Source organism: Chryseobacterium sp. BGARF1, assembly GCF_001677955.1.
Taxonomy (GTDB): Bacteria; Bacteroidota; Bacteroidia; order Flavobacteriales; family Weeksellaceae; genus Chryseobacterium.
In genome coordinates this window covers 54,673-73,691 of record NZ_LELA01000090.1, presented here as the reverse complement: position 1 = coordinate 73,691, position 19,019 = coordinate 54,673, and the positions used below count along the sequence as shown (strand labels likewise).

Below are 19,019 nucleotides of genomic sequence, written 5' to 3'. Positions count from 1 at the left end.
TTTACAATTCAAATAATGCAGGTCTTTGCGTAACCTCATGATAACACACGCTTTTTTCGTCAAAATAATGATAAACTAAGCTTTTTCTTGTTTTTGTTTTGTCTAAATGTGGTTCGCCACCGTGAAGAATATTAGCATGCCAAATCAAAAGATCTCCTTTTTTAGCTCTGAAAACTTCTTTTTTTAAGCCTAATTCTTTCACTTTATTTTCAAGAAATTCTTCGTAAGCCAAATAGCTCTTTTTACCGATTTTGAAAGCTGTTCCTTCATTATCATAGTCAGAGTTTAAGAAATATGGAAGCTTATGGCTTCCCGGAATATAATGTAAAGCGCCATTTGTTTCATCCACATCTTCCAAAGCAATCCAAACTCCTAGAAGACCGCCCAAAGGGTAAGTCGTCATGTGAATACTATCTGAATGTGTTTTTTGCTGACTTCCATTGATAAAATTAATACTCTGAAACAATTTAGCATCACCATCGATTAAAACAGATAAAAATTCTAGTAAGTTTTTGTCATTTCCAATATTTTTTATGATTTCAGAATGATGAATAACGAACATTAATTTACCGCCATAACGGAACTTGATGGTTCCATCTTTCATGAGTTTCTCAATTTCATCGTTGATCTGATCGGCAGTTTCGGGTTTAAGATAATTTCGTAGAACCAAAAAACCGTTATCATCAAAACCTTTTGCACTGATTTTATTTTCTTCGGAAAGACTTTTGTAAAATTCGGTATTGAAAAGTTTTTGCTCATCAAATTTTCTTTCATTTTCAGGCAAATACGCAAAGTCTTTGCTTGAGATACTCGAAAAATAGCTTTTATCAAGACCGTATTTTTTATAAAGCGGAATATTATGCTGTAATTTTTTTTTGTTGAAAAAATTATAAATCATGTAAGGCAACTTATAATGGCGAATCTTCTTTAGCATTGTGTGCAGTTTGTAAATACTTTTATAAATTTAAGAATAATATATAGAACTATTCTAAAGAACGTGATTAAATTAAAGTTTCATGATAAATTTCAAGCTTAGTAATTTTTTAATGATTTTTTTTTTAGAATATTCAATCAGATGATAAGGACGAAGTTCGGGTCTGAAACCTCTGAAAAACTCTTCAACATTCGGTAGTTCACTGCCTTCAAAATCAAATATTTTGGTTGAGATGTTTTCTTTTATACAATTGTCTATCAATGTAGAAGCACCCGACACTTTAACTAATTCTTTATCATTAAATGTTCCCAAAAGAGCGACTGTAAGATCATCAAAATAAGTAACAACAATATTGATGATCTTTTTATGGAGATAAAAGGCTGAAAAATTCAGACAGTTGGCTTCAAACATATTTTTGAAAATTGAAATGAACAAATCGATATCTTCTTCTTTATCTGCTCCCAGGAAATTTTCTTTGATAAAGCTTTCAGCCTGAGAAAAACTGATATTTTTTATCTCAGAATTTTTTACAACATCCTCATCCAGTCTAAGCTTTCTCTTTCTTTTTGGAGAATATTTACCATAAACCGTTTCATGATCATTCGGAGGTATAAGATAATTTTTTTTAGACTTTAAAGACGTTTTGAAATGATTAAATTCATTAAAACTATAAATTCGGATAAGATAATTTTTCTCTAAAAAGTTTAAAAATCGTTCATTAATTTCTACATTATCCTCTTTTGAAAATATGCCTAATTGCTGACAAAGCATAGGATTATGAACAATCTTGATTTTAGATTTAAATACATAAGGAACAGGCATTACGGCTTCATAATCTCCATACACCAAAAGTTCCCATTTTTTGTCAGAAGAAATATCCAAAAACTGTCTAGTTGCAGAATATTTTCGCTGTGCAGAACTTTCCAGGCATTGAGTATATTTTTCAAAATCAATTTCATTGTATTTTAATCTTCTAATCATAATAATCCTTCGTCTGCAAAACTTGTATATGCGTTTTGGGTAATAATTAAATGGTCCAAAAGCTGAATGCTCATCACATTTCCTGCTTCTTTCACTCTTTTGGTTATATTGATATCTTCTGCACTGGATTTTAAATTTCCTGATGGATGGTTGTGAGAAATAATAATTCCTGTCGAAAAATGTTCTAATGCTGTTTTGAAAAGTATTCTGATGTCTACAATCGACTGATTAATTCCACCTTGCGTCAGTTGAGCAATATGAATCACTTTATTGCTTTGGTTTAGAAAGAGAGCCCAAAACTCTTCGGTTCTGAGATCTGATAAATGAATTTTCAGGATGTTGTAAGCGTCTTTACTGCTTGAAATCGTAGGCTTTTCGGGAATTTCCTGACTCGCTCTTCTTTTTCCAATTTCTAAAGCAGTGGCAATTGAAATGGCTTTTACTTCACCAATCCCCTTGAACTTCATTAAATCTTTAACTGTTAATAAGCTTAGCTGATGCCAATTATTATCAACTGATGCCAGAATTTTTCTTGCCAGTTCTACCGCAGTTTCGTCCCTATTTCCACTGCCCATAATAATTGCCAAAAGTTCAGAGTCAGAAAGTGCGTTTTTACCTTTCAATAAAAACTTTTCTCTCGGTCTGTCGTCTTCTGCCAAAAATTTTATAGACATAATTTTAGGGTTTAGGTTATGGGGTTTAGTTATTAGTTATTGAAAACATTTATTAATATATTTTTTTATTATATCGAATATCGATCCAACAACCATCAACTAAAAACTATCAACTATAAATTATTTAGTTAATAAAAAGCATACAAAATAATGCTCTTTTTCGATTGGTCTACATGTTTTGCGGTTTCTTTAAAAGCTTTTGCTGAAAGCATCGGACAACCTAAGCTTAAACAGGCCAGATTCTGAGATTCCTGATCCGGAACACATCCAAAAGAGTGTAACACAATTGCACGCTGCATTGCGTTGCTGTTGGTAGGATCTAAACCTTTTAAACGATATGCTTTTCCGAATTGACCGGAATAACTTTCTCTAATTTCATATTTTCCCAAAGAAGATTGGTAAGAACCTTCAACATTAGAAAATGTAAGTCGATTAGAATTCTTGATTACCGACCCTGAACCGTGAGAAACAATTGCTTTCTGTACTATTTTATCATTTTTCAAGTCGTAAACAAAATACCGAAACTTTCCTGAATGAATTTTAAAATTAACAAAAACAGCCAGATTTTGGTTGTAATTTTTATCTTTAATATAATTTTTAAGCTCTGAAATTCTCTCTTTTGGTAAAATATCTATACTTTCCTGAGCTCGTGATTGATTACAAGAAATTAAAAATAAGAATGCAAATAGTAAAGATTTCATATTTTTAAAAATTACTCAACGATCAATCCGTCCTTCATCACCAGTTTGCGATCGGTAATTTCTGCTAATTGCGGATTATGCGTTACAATTACAAAAGTTTGGTTGTATTTATCTCTCAAATCAAAAAATAACCTGTGAAGATCATCGGCGTTTTTCGAGTCTAAGTTTCCTGTCGGCTCATCTGCATAAATAATCTTTGGTGAGTTAATCAAAGCTCTTGCAACGGCAACTCTCTGTGCTTCACCACCCGATAATTGATTGGGTTTATGATGAATTCTCTCTACTATTTTTAGATCTTCAAATAATTGATAAGCCTTATCTAAAGCTTCTTTTTCGCTGGTTCCTGCAATTTTGGTAGGCAGCAAAACATTTTCTAAAGCAGTAAACTCAGGAAGTAACTGATGAAACTGAAAAACAAAACCAATATTCTGATTTCTGAATTTTGAAATCTGCTTATCACTCATATAAATGAAAGATTGGTCATTCAGCAAAATCTCAGTGTCATAATTTTTAGGAGTGGAAGGAGTATCTAGAGTTCCTAAAATCTGTAGCAATGTAGATTTTCCGGCTCCTGATTCTCCAACAATAGAGACCACTTCCCCAGTTTTGATGTGAATATCAACTCCTTTCAATACTTCCAGACTTCCATAAGATTTATGGATATTACTCGCTTTAATCATGCTTCAAAAATAGTGAAATTTTTGCTTCTGGCTTTTAGCAATTAGCTTTTGGCATTAATTTCTTTTATTATTTTTCTTTTTTAATTACAATTCTAAAAGTAGTTCCTTTTCCTACTTCTGTTTGAGAGATCTTAATATCCCCATTATGATATTCCTGTACGACTCTTTTGGCTAAGCTTAAACCTAATCCCCAACCACGTTTTTTTGTAGAATACCCTGGTTTAAAAGCGTTTTGAGCCTGGTATTTTGTCATTCCGCTTCCGCTATCTTTTACTTCAACCAGAATATTTTTGTTGCGTTCGAAAACCGACATTTGTAAAGTGCCTTCCCCTTTCATAGCATCAACTGCATTTTTTACCAAATTTTCAATCACCCAACTCATCAGAATTTTGTTGTGCGGAACCAAAATATTATAGGTAGGAAGCAAAAGCGAAAAATCTATTTTCCTTGAAATTCTTGTTTTCAGATAATCGTAATTCTCTTTGATAGTTTCATTAAAATTCACATCATTCAGTTCGGGAACTGAACCTATTTTAGAAAATCTTTCGGAAATTGTTCTGAGTCTTTCAATATCTTTTTCTATTTCGACAACACCGTCTGAATCTGGGTTTTCAAGCTTCATAATTTCCATCCAACCCATCATTGATGATAGCGGAGTTCCAATTTGATGAGCCGTTTCTTTTGCTAAACCTGCCCAAAGGTAACCTTCGTCGGTCTTTTTCACTGTTCTTAAAAACCAGAATGAAAATAGGAAATAACACAGCACAAAAAATCCTAAAAGAAAAGGGAAATATTGTAGATTATTCAACATTTTTGAGTTGTCATAATACACAAACTGATCATTTCCACCCTGAACTTTTATTTCTATGGCAGGATATTTTTTCTCCATTTTCTTTGCTTCAGCAATGATAGCCTGAGAATCATCGCCAATTTCTTTTGGCAAATGTTTATACTCTATAATCTGATCATTTTTATCTAAAATAATCACAGGAATTGTTGTGTTTGAGCTATAAATAGCAAGAAGTAATTCCTGTACTTCAAGACTGGGGGTAACATCCTGTTGAAATTTTATAGCTTTTACCAAAATGTCAACTCTCTTTACTTCATCTTTCTTTAAGTAATTTACGACCATCGTTGAAGCAATTACAATTGCTACAACCACCAATGTCATTAGAGAAAAAATAAACCAGTTGTTGAATCTGGCGAAAATGGATCTTTTTTTCAACTCTATTTATTTTAAAATATTCAAAATCTTCTGCAGTTCTGTACTTGCGCTTCCTGAATAATTGTTAATAATAATTGAATATACATACTTTTTTCCGTCTTTGGATGTCTGGTAACCTGCGAAAGATTTGGTGTCGCGCATGGTTCCGCTTTTCATTTTCATCCCATTATCCTGGGTAGGAAATCCATCATAGTAAGATTCAAACCAAGTTTGTTTTTTAGCATAAATTAAAGCCTGCACCTGTGCTTTTGCAGAAACATAGTTTTGTGGTGAAAGTCCACTTCCGTCTGCAAAATTGATCATATTAGAATTGATTCCTTTAGATTTCCAGAATTCTTTCAAATAAGAAATCCCACTTTTGAAACTTGGGTTTCCTTTTTTCTCTTTACCCAAGGTTTTAATTAAATTTTCACCGTATAAATTCACCGATTTTCTCAAAAACCAATACACAATTTTATCTAAAGTTGGCGATTCGTAAGTAAGAATGATATTGTTTTTGGGAGTTTCCAAAGTTTTTTTTCCTTCTATTTCCAATTGAGAATTGGTCACCACTTTTCCTGAAAAGTCAATTCCTGATTCTTTTAGCCATTTCTGAACTTCCACACCCAATTGCAAAGGTGGATTCGGAACAGAACCTGAAACAGTTGATACTTTGCCTACCGGTAAACTTCCATTAATTAAAGCAACATCAGAATAGGGTGCCGTAAAAATTAAACTTTGATCTGAACTTCCGGCTGCTTTTAAATCATTCAGCCATTTTACATTTTCTAAAGGGTAAGAAAAACTTTTAAAATCATTTCCATTGATGTTGATATCAAATTGGTTTTCGCGCCAGTTTACGCCCCAAACGCCTGCTCCGTAATAATTTCCTAAATCGTCCCACGGCCAACCTCCTGGAATGGTTTGATGGTCAAAATAAGAATCATCAATCACTAAATCACCCGAGATTTTTGTAATTCCTGATTTTTTAACTGCTTCAATCAGTTTTTGCTTGAAATTTTCAGGTTTGTAATCTTCATATCTCCAGCTTCCCAAAGTAGGGTCACCGTTTGAAGTAATGAAAAGGTTTCCGTTTAAATTTCCATTAGAGATTGTTCCTGAATAGGATGATGTTGTTTTGTACGTGTAATTTTTGCCTAAAGTCTCCAAAGCTGCTGCTGCAGTGAAAATTTTCTGAGTTGAAGCTGTTGAAAGTCCTTTGTTTCCTTGAAATTCATACACTAAATTTCCGCTTTCGTCGGTAACATAAAAAGATAGATTGGATGAAATTGCCAATGAAGAATTCATCAGGTTTTTTGTAGCATCATCTAGTTTCTGAGCAACATTTTGAGCAAAAATAATTTGTGTTGAAAATATGATTAAGGCAAACGATTTTTTCATGAAAGAAATGTTTATTCAAATATAATTTTAAATTATTGCATTTTTATTTATAAATCCATTTCTTGCAATTCTTTTTTATATTTTTTGAGTTCTTCATCATTAAAGATAAATTTATGATCAGGAAGTTTTTCAAATGATCTGTCAAACTGACGAACTTTTTCGTCGTCATCTTCATCGATAAAAAGATCCATCTGGATTTCTTTTATGTATTCTAATTTATTGTCATAATATTCTAAAAGAGAATTATTCCATGATTCTTTAAGGCATCTTACGCAACGATTTTCAAAAACTGATTTATATCCGCAAATTTCACAATCTTTAAGATTTTGAAACATTGACTTGATATATGTCTTATCTTCATTTGAAAAAAGATGCTGAGGAATTGAATTTAATAACAAATAAAAATTAGGTTCCCAACGGGCAAAGTGGAAAGTTTTTTCTTTATCCGTAAACGAAGATGAAATATATAATGTTATTTGCCTGTAGGAATTCCGAATCTCAATTCTACTAATTTCATTCGTATTAAAAACATATTTACCATTGATTTTCACATCATCATCATTATCAATTTCAAGAATATTAATCGTTTCAAAATAATGATCAAAGCATAGAGTTGTTTCCCAAGAATTTACAAATCTACCTTTTCCTTCCTTTCCGCATTTTTCACAAGTTTTTCCTGAGAGTCTTATGTATTTACTTTTAATTTCCTGAATCTTTTTATTTAAAGCTTCATCCGGAGAAGAAACATAACAGCGTAATCCTCCAAATTTTTCTTTTCCAAATACTTTTTCATCTAAATTCCAGCCAGCAATACAAAATTCATATAGCATGTCTCGAATTAACGAATGCCACCCTGAACCGTTTATCGAAAAGTTTGATAAATTGCTTTCAACAAATTGATTTATTGCGTCTTTAGAGAATTCCATAATGATTAAAGTTCTGCTCCTGATTTAATTTCGTATGGCTCTTTTCCTTTTTCGAAAATCCTTGTCAGTTCGTTTCCTTCAACAGTAATTTTATCACCAATTTTTCTGATCCAGTTTCCTTCACGAAGTCCAACAACTTTAATGTCATTTTGCGTTAAAAATTCTTTGATTCTGGTTTCTCTCGTTTCTCCGTTATGTTTTAAATCAGGATTCGGATCTAAATAATGTGGATTGAGATTGAAAGGCACCAATCCCATACATTCAAAACTTGGTGGATAAACAATCGGCATATCATTCGTAGTTTTCATATTTTGTCCGCCAATATTACTTCCTGCGCTACAGCCTAAATAGGCTTTACCATTTTCTATATTTTGTTTTAAAACAGACATCAAGTTTTCTTCATGCAAAGTCTTAACCAGTAAAAAAGTGTTTCCACCACCTGTAAAATATCCTTTTGCTGAATGTAATGCTTCGGTTTTATCTTCGAATTCATGTAGGCCTTTGACACTAATATTGATATTTTCAAAAAAGGATTTTGCCTTTGAAGTGTAGTCATCGTGTGAAATTCCGCCTGGTCTTGCGAACGGAATGAAGATGATTTCATCAATTCCTTTATATAGATTAATAAGTTCTTCTTTTAAATATTCAAGATATTCTCCGCCAAAAAGTGTAGAAGTTGAGGCTAATAATACATTCATTGTATGAAATATAATGGGTTTGTAATGAAACAAAGATAAACTCAAACAACGTAAGAATCAAAAAATACGCTAAAAAAAGTCTGATAACTGTTAATACCATCAAAAAAAACTTAAGAGTTCTAAAACTTTCTTTTTAATGGAATTATTCTTGAACATCATTATTTACAATTTTAAATATGTAAAATAATATGAAAACGATTAAAATTAATACAAAACAACTGTTTGTCGCTTTAATGATGATAGGAAGTACGGGTGCTGCTGTAGCGCAAACATCTCCAAAAACCGACAGTGTGAAAGTTACTGCTTCTGCAACTCAGGTACAAACCAATCCTCTAATCGAGGGGTTGAAAAAACAAGTTGAAGCTAATCCTAAAGATGCTGAATCTCTTGCTAAATTAGCGACAGCTTATCAGGATGCTACAGATTGGCAAAACGCAATCATCACCTGGAAAAAAATCTCTGTGTTGTTACCAGATTGGGCTCCATCGTATTACAGTCAAGCCTATTCTTATCAATCGGCTAAAGATGATTTGAATGCTAAACTTTCTTACGAAAAATATATTGCGACTGTAAAAAAACCGGAAGAGATTGAAGCAAGTAAGAAAAATCTGGCTTATGCTTATTATTATATCGCATTTAGCGAACAAAAAGATGACCCAAATAAAGCAAAAGAGCATATTGCCAAATCAATTCAATATGATCCCAGTAATCAAGATGCTATAAAATTAAGTCAAGCCCTTAACTCATAAATATAAAATGCCCGAAAAATATATATTCTTCGGGCATTTTATTTGATTTTTTTGGAAAAAAAATCTGTTTTACCAGTTAAATACAAAATAATTTTATCGATATTTCTTTGGATGCTTGCTTCAGTCTTTAAATTATTAATGTAACGAATCAACTCCAATCTTCTTGAAGGAATGAGGTTTTCAAAGTTTTGTAAAGCAATAAGATTTTTTTTTATTGCTTTTTCTAAATCCGGATGAATTGAAATCGTTCGGTCAGAATGATCAAATTCAACAAAAATTTCAAGTATCTCACCAATTCTTTTAGGAGAATCTTTTAGCATTGTTAAATTGATGTACAACCGCCATTCTCCTAAATATTTCATTAAATTTTGCCTGAATTCGTTACCATTTACAGTTCCTTTCACAGGAATCGGGCTTTTATCTTTTCCTGAAGCTTCAAATATTTCATTTAAAATTTCATTCGGAAGAAAAACAAAAGGATTGATTCCTATGATTTCGAGCTTTGCAATGAATTGGTTTTTCATATTTTCAAAGTTATAAATTTGATTCGAGCTACGGGATTCGTGTCGAACGATACAAGAATCAACCCTCGAAACTCAAATCTCGTAACTAATAATTCAAAATGGAATGTTTATCTTTGCGGAAATAAATCAATTTAAACAAAATGAAATTTTTTATTGACACTGCTAATTTAGAGCAAATTAAAGAAGCGAAAGACCTTGGAATTTTGGATGGTGTAACAACCAACCCGTCATTGATGGCTAAAGAAGGAATTAAAGGTGATGAAGCAATCAAGAATCATTATAAAGCGATCTGTGAGATCGTAGATGGAGATATTTCTGCTGAAGTACTTTCTACAACGTACGAAGAAATGATCAAAGAAGGTGACGAATTGGCTGCAATTCACCCAAATATTGTGGTGAAGATTCCAATGATTAAAGACGGTATCAAAGCGTTGAAATATTTTTCTGATAAAGGAATTAAAACAAACTGTACTTTGATTTTCTCTCCAGGGCAAGCTCTTTTAGCGGCTAAAGCGGGTGCAACTTATGTGTCTCCGTTCTTGGGAAGATTAGATGATATTACTACAGACGGTTTAAATTTGATTCAAGAAATCAGATTGATTTTTGATAACTATATGTATGATACTGAGATTTTAGCGGCTTCAATCCGTCATTCTATGCATATTATTGACTGTGCAAAAATTGGTGCAGACGTTATCACTTCACCACTTCCTCCAATCTTGAGCTTATTGAAACATCCTTTAACAGACAGCGGTTTGGCTCAGTTTGTTGCAGATTCTCAAAAATTGGCGTAAGAATTTGAAGTTTGAGATTTGATATTCCTTCGTTGAATAAAATATTTCAAATTCACATAAAAAAATCCCGGAACAAAATGTTTCGGGATTTTTTATTTTATGAAGATTGATTACCAATCTGAAGCTCTTCTTCGTTTTTCAATCATTCCATCAATTGAAAATCTTCCGGCTCCAAATGTAATAATTATCAAGTAAATTGAAAGATACAATAAGCTTAATTCTCGTTTGTCAAAACCATCTGCTCCATGAACTACAAACGCTGCAATAGCCATTGTAAAGATTAAAAATCCTGCTGCAACTCTAGTAAATAATCCTAAAATTAAGAAGATTGAACAAACAAATTCAGCAAAAACAGTTAATCCTAAAGATATTTTCGGGCCTAAACCTAAAAAGTCATAAAACTGAATCTCACCGCCGTCAATTAATGTTTGAAGTTTCGGAAAACCGTGCGAAATCATCGCAAAACCTATAAACAATCTTACAAGAAATAGTACAATATCAAAAATTATAGGATTCGCCTTTGTGTTTGAATAGCTCATTGACTGAAAATTTTAACTAAAGTTAATAAAAATATCCGTTAATACAACGATGAATAGAGACGTTTTAGTCTATCTATATCCAAAATTCTTCAAATCGCGGTCATTTTTTCGCCAGTCTTTTTTTACTTTTACGAAAAGGTTTAAGTGAATTTTTTTAGAGAAAAATTTCTCAAGATCAATTCTTGCTTCAGTTCCTACTTTTTTGATGGCTTCACCTTTATGACCGATGATAATCCCTTTTTGGGTATCTCTTTCTACATAAATAATAGAATCGATAAAGATAATGCCTTCTTTTTCTTTAAACATTTCAGTTACCACTTCTACAGAATATGGAATTTCTTTTTCATAATTTAAAAGAATTTTCTCTCTGATAGCCTCGTTTACAAAGAAACGCTCAGGTTTGTCGGTGTACATATCTTTATCGTAGTACGCCGGACTTTCGGGTAACATTGATTTTAATTTCGGGAGAATAATATCTATGTTGAAAGCATTTAACGCAGAAATAGGAAGAATTTCAGCTTTTGGGATTCTTTCATGCCATTCGGTCGCTATTTTTTCTAGACCTTCTTGATTGGTTTGGTCAATTTTATTCAGTAACAATAAAACCGGTACCGGAATTTTATTCAATTTATCAATCAAAAATTCTGATGGTTCAGCTTTATCAGTAACATCTACAATGAAAAGGAAAACGTCTGCATCCTGTAAAGAGTCTTTTACAAAATCCATCATTTTTTCCTGCAAACCGTATTTTGGGTCTAAAACTCCGGGAGTATCAGAAAATACAATCTGTAAGTCTTCTTCATTATAAATTCCAAAAATTCTATGTCGTGTTGTCTGAGCCTTTTGCGTTACAATTGCCAACTTCTCTCCCATCAACTGATTCAGAAGGGTAGATTTTCCGGCATTTGGCTTTCCAACGATGTTTACAAATCCTGCTTTGTGCATATAAAAGTATTAATTCGTTTTGTTACGATTTGCAAAGTTAGTAAAACAAAACTGGTCTTTCGGCCAATATTGAAAATTAGATGCTTAAAAAAGATTATTTTTGAACTAAATTTAATGAATACAGCCTGTAGAGTTTTTGTTAAACTAAATACTTTTAAGACTGTAAAGACGTTTGACTTCATTATATTTTCATTTTTAATTCAACTATTTAATAATGATTATAAAATTGGAAACTTTCGCTGTTAATTCCAAACAATTATTCTAATGAATATTAAAGAGATTATAGATACTATTTACTCACTTCCTCAAGCTTCAAAAGAAAGTTTGGTACAACATATTTCAAAAGTTAATTATCCTAAAGGATTTTGCCTGATGGAAGCCAATAAAGTGATTCCTTACCTCTATTTTTTAAAAAAAGGAATTGTTCGTGCCTATGCTTCTACAGAAAACAACGACATCACTTTTTGGTTTGGAACTGAAGGCGAAACTGTAGTTTCCATGAAAAGTTATGTAGATGAAAAACCTGGCTATGAAAATATAGAACTTCTGGAAGACTGCGAATTTTACAGATTGGAAACCAGTAAACTCAAAATGCTTTATAATGAAGACATTCACATTGCAAATTGGGGACGAAAATTTGCAGAACGGGAACTGGTAAAAACCGAAGAATTAATCATATCCCGACAATACAAAACGGCAACGGAAAGGTATAAAGACTTGCTGAAAGAAAAACCTTATTTATTGCAACGAGTTCAGCTTGGTTATATCGCTTCTTATTTAGGAATTACTCAGGTGAGTCTTAGCAGAATTCGAGCAGAAATTAAATAATTAAAATTGAATTTCTAGTATTGTTTCGCTCCTTAGGGGAGCTCATAATTTTTTTATAAATTTTCTACAAAGGTTTTATTCCTACAGAGCAAATCATACTTATTCCCATCTTAAATAAATTTCATACTTAAATTTCATTTTTTAACATTTGTAAAATTTTATTTCACTTTAAAACCTCAATTTTGTGGTATAAAATTAAATAGTAATGAACTGGATTATTTTAATCATCGCAGGAATTTTTGAGGTTGCTTTTGCATCATGCCTCGGAAAAGTAAAGGAAACCACTGGAAACGAGATGTATTGGTGGTTTGGAGGATTTTTGGTTTGTCTCACCATCAGTATGCTTTTGCTCATCAAAGCAACAGAAACTTTACCTATCGGAACTGCTTATGCAGTCTGGACCGGAATTGGAGCTGTAGGAACAGCTTTGGTAGGAATTTTAGTGTTTAAAGACCCTGCAAGTTTCTGGAGAATATTCTTCATTTCAACATTGATTGGTTCTGTAATTGGATTGAAAGCAGTTTCTCATTAAAAGTAAATGGTTTATTTCTTATATTTGGGAAAAACTTTTCTATGAGAACAAAACTATTTTTTCTGTTTATCAGTTGTTCATTATTTGGACAAAATGCTGAACTTTTTAATAATGATTGGTATATTTCAAAAATTGTATTAAGTAATCAGACGTCTGATACTCCTGTAATGCAAGTTTCTACGGGTACGTCTTTGTTCGCTAATAATGGAGGTAATTATAATTTTAATTCTTCATATTACAATTCAGCAAATTCAACGATTACTTTTAATACGGTGACAGACAGCTTTACAAGACAAGGTGGTGGATGTACGTTGGCAGTTTATAATGGTACAAATGCTGCTGCAGCTCAAGCTTATGACCAGAAAAACTGCGATTTTTATTTGAATACAACTTCAGGAGCAATTTTTAATTATGAAATTGTAAATAATAGCAATTCGAAAACGCTTATTATAACAAAAGTAACAACCGGAGATAAAATTTATTATAATAATTCATTTTTAGGTACAAAGGAAAACGCTATTAAGAAAGCTTTCAAATTATACCCAAATCCTTCTACAGATTTTGTAATCATAGAGAATGTCGAAAAGAACTTAAAGTTGAAGATCAATGATCTCTCAGGAAAGATTTTATTTGAAACTTTAACATCGGATAAAATTCAAAAAATAGATATAAGCAGTTTTGCAACCGGACAATATATTTTAAGTATAGAAAACTTTAAATCAGAAATTTTTATTAAAAAATAAATTTTCCGCTTATAATAAAAAATCGGCTTCAAGATTTGAAGCCGATTTTTTTATTTCTTTAAAACGATTGGCAAAATTTCGTTAAGTCTTAAACCATATTTTTTAATTTCTGCATCAGAAAACTGCTGCGAATAAAAATTAGCTTCCACTTCAAAACCCGCGTTTATCAAACGATCGAAATAATCCATCCCGTACCAACGCACATGATCATACTGTCCGAAATGTTTTTGTCTTTCTTTCGGGTCGGTAATTGAGAAATCTTCGTAGGTTTTTTCCAAAGAATTTTTCATAGGAACCTGCAGGATTCCCCAACCTCCTGGTTTCATTACTCTATACAGCTCGCTCATCGCTTTAGCATCGTCCTGAATATGCTCTAAAACGTGATTACAAAAGATAATATCGAAACTTTCATTTTCAAAAGGCAAATCTAAAATATCAGCTTTTACATCTACAATCGGCGAATACAGATCGGCAGAAATATAGTTGAGATTACTCATTCTTTTAAACTTTCTCAGAAATTCCTGTTCAGGAGCAATATGCAAAACTTTATAATTTTTAATAAAAAAATCAGTTTCATTCTGTAAGTAAAGATACATTTGGCGGTGTCTTTCAAGACTTAAGGTTCCTGGAGATAAAGCATTTTCTCTTTGCTTTCCGTAGCCATAAGGAAGAAATTTACGATAAGATTTGCCATCAATAGGGTCATAAAATTTATCACCCTTGAAAAACTGATAGATCAACGGACGCGCCCAAATACTCATCTTAATAAGCATCGGACGAGGAATTTTATTTAATAAAAACTTAGTCAGCTTTTTCATTAAAAATCCAGTTGAAATGGCTTTTCTTCATCACTTACAATACCCAAGGCATCATAAATATATTGGAAAGTTGATAATAAAACAGGTCTACCATTAATCACACAAACATCATGTTCAAAATGGGCCGAAGGTTGATTATCTAGTGTTGTAACCGTCCAACCATCATTATGGAATTTTACTTTTTCGGTTCCTAGATTGATCATCGGTTCGATAGCAATAGCTAAACCGTCTTTAATTACTTTTCCACTTCCCTGTTTTCCGTAATTCGGAACTTGAGGGTCTTCGTGCATTTTCTTACCTAAACCATGGCCAACAAGCTCTTTTACTACTCCATATCCTTCTTTTTCGCAATGACTTTGGATAGCGTGAGAAATATCACCAATTCTTTTTCCTCTGATGCACTGCTCAATTCCTTTGTAAAGTGATTCTTTGGCAACTTTCAATAATTTTTTGGTTTCAGGTTTTACTTCACCAATTTCGAAAGTATAAGCATGATCACCAACATAACCGTTAAGAATTGCACCACAATCTACGGAAAGTATATCGCCTTCCTTGATTTCGTCCTTATTAGGAAAACCGTGTACAACTTGCTCGTTTGGTGAGATACACAGAGAATTCGGAAAACCTCCGTATCCTAAAAATGCTGGTTCAGCACCGTGATCTTTAATAAAATCGTGTGCTAATTTATCTAAATATAAAGTAGTAATTCCCGGTTTAATTTCTTTTGCCAACATTCCTAATGTTCTAGAAACCAACTGAGCACTTTCTTTCATAAGACGAAGTTCGTCTATTGTTTTTAATTGAATCATTTTTTAATATAGATGTTAGATATTAGATGTTAGATATTAGATTTTCAACTTCCTGAATAGATCTTTTAATCATAAACATCTTTACTTTCTTGATAAAATTATTAAAAGTGATATTAAAACTAATTTCTAACATCTAACTTCTAATTTCTCAAATCTTACCAGAATAATCCTTTTTTCTTTTCTTTTTTTAGTTTTGAATATGCTAAAACCTCTTTTCCTTCTACTCGGAACTCTATTCTTTCGTTGATGATGTTATAAATCTCTCCCCAACCCGGAAAACCTCCTAAATTCCTGTCGTCAATAAACCAATCTGCATCTAATTTTCTAGACTGAGTTTCAGCATCAAAAACTTCTCCTTCAAAGCTTGAGTTAACAGCATAGAACTCAATACCATTCTTTTGGCAAAACTCTACAGCCTCATCTAAAGCCTTTCCGTGTCTATACGTCCAAAGTATCAGTCTAAAACCTTGAGCCTGAAGTTTTTTGAGTGTTTCGAAGGCGAAAATTTTAGTCTTCCCAATTGCAGGATATGCGTCATCTACAATAGTTCCGTCAAAATCAACAGCAATTTTTTTATTATTTAACATTTTCTGCGTTTTTAGCTGGGCAAAGATACTAAATAAATAAAAAGTGCCGAAAAACTCCGGCACTTCAATTTATAATTTATTGTTAAAATCTTATTATTTTTTAACCCAGTTGAATTCAAACTGTAAATCAGGAGTAGAAATTCTGTCTGTAATTTTTTGTAATCTTGAAGGAAGCTTTATTAGATATTCCTGAGCTTTCTCTGCTTTTTCAGTAAGACCTGTAACGTGCTCAATCTTCCACTCATCAAGAAGGTCTTTCATGATATTGATGTAATCCTGACCTGTATAAACCATACATCTTTGTGCAGCATCAGAAAAATGCCCCCAAAGCTCCCCTGCTTTTTGACCAGACTGTCTCATCATGTGAGCTGGCATTACGATTTTTTTACGCATCATATCTTCAAATGCTAAAATCATTTCAGAAGGATCTAATTCTAAAATTTTAGCTACGAAATGTTTGTATGCTTTAGCATGTCTTGCTTCATCTGCAGCAATTACACCACACATTTTTGCCAGTTTACCGTTCCCTGTTTGCTTTGCCAAAGTACCTACTCTTCTATGTGAAACGTTGGTTGCTGTTTCTTGGAAGCTTGTATAAATAAAGTTTCTATAAGGATCCATGCTGGTTCCGATATCAAAACCATCACTAATCAGATATTGGGTAGTAATTTCCATCTGTCTCATGTTAACTCTACCACACAAATACAAATATTTTCCAAGTAAATCACCGTGTCTGTTTTCTTCGGCAGTCCAAGATCTGATCCAGCTTGCCCAGGTCGGCCCGCTTTTTTCCTGATCAATTCCCTCAACACTCATTAGCCAAGATTCGTAAGAAGGTAAAGCTTCTTCAGTAATACAATCCCCAATCAATGTTACAAAAAGATCATAAGGCATTTCTTGAGCGAAAGTTTGAATTTCTTCTAAGTCATGTTTAAAATCTGAGCTAGAAGGATCTGGTAAATAATCTGAAGGTTGCCAGATTTTCTCAATTGGAGTCAAAAACTTATCGAGAAAAGAACCGACTTCCTTTTCCAAAATACCCATTACTTCTTTTCTTACGAGAGCATTATACATCAAATAATATATTTATAATTTACAAAGATAAGATTTATTTGTTATTTGTGACATAATATAATATGTAAGTCATACTATTTCTGACATAAATCATAAAAAATACCGCTATCACAATGATAACGGTATTTTTTTGATAATATTATTCACTTTTAGCTTACTAAAATATCACCTATCATAATTGCAGGAATTTCTACACCCATTACTGATAAAATCGTTGGTGCCATATCTCCTAACTTCCCTGGTTTTAAATCCCAATTTTTATCTTTATCCATAACAATTAATGGAACCAAATTAGTTGAATGCTGTGTGTTTGGAGAACCATCTGCATTCATCATTACATCAGAATTACCGTGGTCTGCCAAAATGAAAACGGCATAACCATGTTCGTAAGCCATTGTTGCTACTTTTTCGATGCATTGATCTACCGTTTCGGCAGCTTTTACGGCAGCTTCAAAAACTCCGGTGTGACCTACCATATCAGTATTTGCGAAATTTAAACAGATAAAATCTGCTGTTTCGTTTTCCAGCTCAGGTAAAATAGAATTTGTAATTTCATAAGCAGACATTTCAGGTTTCAAATCGTAAGTCGGTACATCTTTCGGGCTCGGACAAAGCAATCTCTTTTCGCCATGAAATACTTCTTCACGACCTCCTGAAAAGAAAAACGTAACGTGAGGATATTTTTCAGTTTCAGCAATTCTGATCTGGGTTTTTCCGTTTCTTTCTAAAACTTCACCCATTGTGTCTTTTAAAACTTCTTCGTCAAAAACAACATGCACATTTTGGTAGGTCTTATCGTAATTGGTCAATGTAACGTAATGAAGATCCAGCTTTCGCATGAAATAATCAGGCATATCGTGTTGGCACAAAACTTCTGTAATCTCTCTACCTCTGTCTGTACGGAAGTTAAAGCAAATCACAACATCATTATCAACGATTTTTCCTACAGGAACAACGTTTCCAATCTGAGTTTCTTTCACTAAAATAATTGGCTTGATAAACTCATCGGTAATATTTTCGTCATAAGAAGCCTTTATAGCAGCCAATGCGTTTGTAGTCTGTAAACCAACTCCTTCAACCATGGCGTCGTAAGCTAATTTTACACGCTCCCATCTTCTGTCACGATCCATCGCATAATATCTTCCTGTAACAGACGCAAGATTTCCTGTAGTCTGTGCCATGTGATATTGAAGCTCTTCAATAAAGCCCAATCCTGAATGCGGATCGCAATCTCTACCATCAGTAAATGCGTGAACGTAAACGTTTTCATTTAAACCAAATTCTTTTGCTGCAGACAAAAGTCCTTTTAAATGATTGATATGTGAATGTACTCCACCGTTGGAAACCAATCCTATGAAGTGTACATTTTTATTTTCTCTTTTAGCATAAGCAAAAGCCTCCTGAATTACTTTTTCCTGTCCTAAAGTTCCGTTTTCGACAGCCATATTTAGTTTTACCAAATTCTGGTATACTACTCTACCTGCTCCCAAATTCATGTGTCCTACTTCAGAATTTCCCATTTGTCCAGCCGGAAGACCAACTGCCAAACCGCTCGCTTCTAAAGTTGTATGTGGAAATCTATGATAACAACTATCTATGAATGGTGTATTTGCTTGAGCTAATGCAGAAACTTCAGGATTTGTTCCCAAACCCCATCCGTCAAGTATTGCCAATATTGCTTTTTTAGACATTTTAATTTGATTTTTAAACAAACAAATTTATTGATTTTAAAGTGAATTGAAGAATTTTCAAGGTTTAAATTTTGCTTAAAAGTTTAAAGAAAACTATTCCAAATAGTCAATCTAACTTAGAATTCTTATTGATTATTCGTTATTGATTATAATACTTAATTTTAACGCAAAGGTCGCTAAGATTTTT

At 32.7% G+C, this 19,019-nt stretch carries 22 protein-coding genes; 5 read left to right on the top strand and 17 right to left on the bottom strand.

Features of this window, described 5'->3' with window-relative positions:
- Nucleotide 1 precedes the first annotated feature (1 nt).
- The 9 genes from AB671_RS17195 to pepE form a co-directional block, all read right to left on the bottom strand.
- Nucleotides 2-934: a phytanoyl-CoA dioxygenase family protein gene (locus AB671_RS17195; protein WP_066675683.1), complete on the bottom strand. Its 933-nt coding sequence runs from the start codon at nucleotides 932-934 to the stop codon at nucleotides 2-4.
- 72 nt (nucleotides 935-1,006) lie between these two features.
- Complete coding sequence (locus AB671_RS17190; RefSeq protein WP_082987344.1) at nucleotides 1,007-1,915, bottom strand: hypothetical protein; 909 nt, start codon at nucleotides 1,913-1,915, stop codon at nucleotides 1,007-1,009.
- Nucleotides 1,912-2,589, bottom strand: coding sequence for a RadC family protein (gene radC / locus AB671_RS17185; RefSeq protein ID WP_066675689.1), 678 nt, complete (start codon nucleotides 2,587-2,589; stop codon nucleotides 1,912-1,914). The genes AB671_RS17190 and radC overlap by 4 nt, the downstream gene beginning before the upstream one ends.
- 128 nt (nucleotides 2,590-2,717) lie before the next feature.
- On the bottom strand, nucleotides 2,718-3,290 hold the full coding sequence (locus tag AB671_RS17180) for a murein L,D-transpeptidase catalytic domain-containing protein (protein ID WP_082987343.1): 573 nt from the start codon (nucleotides 3,288-3,290) through the stop codon (nucleotides 2,718-2,720).
- Between the two features lie 11 nt (nucleotides 3,291-3,301).
- Nucleotides 3,302-3,970 carry an ABC transporter ATP-binding protein gene (locus AB671_RS17175; protein ID WP_066675691.1) on the bottom strand — a complete coding sequence of 223 codons (669 nt, stop codon included), beginning with the start codon at nucleotides 3,968-3,970 and terminating at the stop codon, nucleotides 3,302-3,304.
- 67 nt (nucleotides 3,971-4,037) lie between these two features.
- Complete coding sequence (locus tag AB671_RS17170) at nucleotides 4,038-5,195, bottom strand: sensor histidine kinase (RefSeq protein WP_228390886.1); 1,158 nt, start codon at nucleotides 5,193-5,195, stop codon at nucleotides 4,038-4,040.
- 6 nt (nucleotides 5,196-5,201) lie between these two features.
- Nucleotides 5,202-6,575, bottom strand: coding sequence for a D-alanyl-D-alanine carboxypeptidase/D-alanyl-D-alanine-endopeptidase (dacB, locus tag AB671_RS17165; protein ID WP_066675695.1), 1,374 nt, complete (start codon nucleotides 6,573-6,575; stop codon nucleotides 5,202-5,204).
- A gap of 47 nt (nucleotides 6,576-6,622) precedes the next feature.
- Entirely contained in the window at nucleotides 6,623-7,501 is an 879-nt protein-coding gene (locus AB671_RS17160; RefSeq protein ID WP_066675697.1) for a hypothetical protein, read from the bottom strand.
- A 5-nt stretch (nucleotides 7,502-7,506) separates the two neighbouring features.
- Nucleotides 7,507-8,199: a dipeptidase PepE gene (gene pepE, locus AB671_RS17155; protein WP_066675701.1), complete on the bottom strand. Its 693-nt coding sequence runs from the start codon at nucleotides 8,197-8,199 to the stop codon at nucleotides 7,507-7,509.
- Nucleotides 8,200-8,387: 188 nt separating this feature from the next.
- Between pepE and AB671_RS17150 the strand changes: the two genes are divergently transcribed.
- Nucleotides 8,388-8,948 (top strand): tetratricopeptide repeat protein, encoded by a 561-nt coding sequence (locus AB671_RS17150; RefSeq protein WP_066675703.1) that lies wholly within the window; start codon nucleotides 8,388-8,390, stop codon nucleotides 8,946-8,948.
- 38 nt (nucleotides 8,949-8,986) lie between these two features.
- Here AB671_RS17150 and AB671_RS17145 read toward each other — a convergent pair whose 3' ends face one another.
- Nucleotides 8,987-9,472, bottom strand: coding sequence for a YdeI/OmpD-associated family protein (locus tag AB671_RS17145; RefSeq protein ID WP_066675705.1), 486 nt, complete (start codon nucleotides 9,470-9,472; stop codon nucleotides 8,987-8,989).
- Between the two features lie 140 nt (nucleotides 9,473-9,612).
- Here AB671_RS17145 and fsa point away from each other — a divergent pair, with 140 nt between their 5' ends.
- On the top strand, nucleotides 9,613-10,266 hold the full coding sequence (gene fsa / locus AB671_RS17140; protein ID WP_066675707.1) for a fructose-6-phosphate aldolase: 654 nt from the start codon (nucleotides 9,613-9,615) through the stop codon (nucleotides 10,264-10,266).
- 110 nt (nucleotides 10,267-10,376) lie between these two features.
- On the opposite strand, the gene AB671_RS17135 is transcribed toward fsa, so the two are convergent.
- Nucleotides 10,377-10,805, bottom strand: coding sequence for a DoxX family protein (locus AB671_RS17135; protein WP_066675710.1), 429 nt, complete (start codon nucleotides 10,803-10,805; stop codon nucleotides 10,377-10,379).
- Nucleotides 10,806-10,874: 69 nt separating this feature from the next.
- A complete protein-coding gene (era, locus tag AB671_RS17130; RefSeq protein ID WP_066675711.1) occupies nucleotides 10,875-11,750 on the bottom strand; it encodes a GTPase Era in 876 nt (291 codons plus the stop codon).
- A 264-nt stretch (nucleotides 11,751-12,014) separates the two neighbouring features.
- Here era and AB671_RS17125 point away from each other — a divergent pair, with 264 nt between their 5' ends.
- The 3 genes from AB671_RS17125 to AB671_RS17115 all read left to right on the top strand — a co-directional run bounded on the left by AB671_RS17125 (nucleotide 12,015) and on the right by AB671_RS17115 (nucleotide 13,853).
- Nucleotides 12,015-12,578: a Crp/Fnr family transcriptional regulator gene (locus AB671_RS17125; RefSeq protein WP_066675713.1), complete on the top strand. Its 564-nt coding sequence runs from the start codon at nucleotides 12,015-12,017 to the stop codon at nucleotides 12,576-12,578.
- 205 nt (nucleotides 12,579-12,783) lie between these two features.
- Nucleotides 12,784-13,110 carry a DMT family transporter gene (locus tag AB671_RS17120; RefSeq protein ID WP_066675715.1) on the top strand — a complete coding sequence of 109 codons (327 nt, stop codon included), beginning with the start codon at nucleotides 12,784-12,786 and terminating at the stop codon, nucleotides 13,108-13,110.
- A gap of 41 nt (nucleotides 13,111-13,151) precedes the next feature.
- Nucleotides 13,152-13,853 (top strand): T9SS type A sorting domain-containing protein, encoded by a 702-nt coding sequence (locus AB671_RS17115; protein ID WP_066764845.1) that lies wholly within the window; start codon nucleotides 13,152-13,154, stop codon nucleotides 13,851-13,853.
- A gap of 50 nt (nucleotides 13,854-13,903) precedes the next feature.
- Here AB671_RS17115 and AB671_RS17110 read toward each other — a convergent pair whose 3' ends face one another.
- The 5 genes from AB671_RS17110 to gpmI all read right to left on the bottom strand — a co-directional run bounded on the left by AB671_RS17110 (nucleotide 13,904) and on the right by gpmI (nucleotide 18,832).
- Nucleotides 13,904-14,671, bottom strand: a complete 768-nt coding sequence (locus AB671_RS17110) for a class I SAM-dependent methyltransferase (protein ID WP_066679012.1) — start codon at nucleotides 14,669-14,671, stop codon at nucleotides 13,904-13,906.
- Nucleotides 14,671-15,480, bottom strand: a complete 810-nt coding sequence (gene map / locus AB671_RS17105) for a type I methionyl aminopeptidase (RefSeq protein ID WP_066679013.1) — start codon at nucleotides 15,478-15,480, stop codon at nucleotides 14,671-14,673. The genes AB671_RS17110 and map overlap by 1 nt, the downstream gene beginning before the upstream one ends.
- Nucleotides 15,481-15,635: 155 nt before the next feature.
- Complete coding sequence (locus AB671_RS17100) at nucleotides 15,636-16,067, bottom strand: BT0820 family HAD-type phosphatase (protein ID WP_066679014.1); 432 nt, start codon at nucleotides 16,065-16,067, stop codon at nucleotides 15,636-15,638.
- A 93-nt stretch (nucleotides 16,068-16,160) separates the two neighbouring features.
- Nucleotides 16,161-17,141 (bottom strand): acyl-ACP desaturase, encoded by a 981-nt coding sequence (locus AB671_RS17095; protein WP_066679016.1) that lies wholly within the window; start codon nucleotides 17,139-17,141, stop codon nucleotides 16,161-16,163.
- Between the two features lie 149 nt (nucleotides 17,142-17,290).
- Nucleotides 17,291-18,832, bottom strand: a complete 1,542-nt coding sequence (gene gpmI, locus AB671_RS17090; protein WP_066679017.1) for a 2,3-bisphosphoglycerate-independent phosphoglycerate mutase — start codon at nucleotides 18,830-18,832, stop codon at nucleotides 17,291-17,293.
- Nucleotides 18,833-19,019 lie beyond the last annotated feature (187 nt).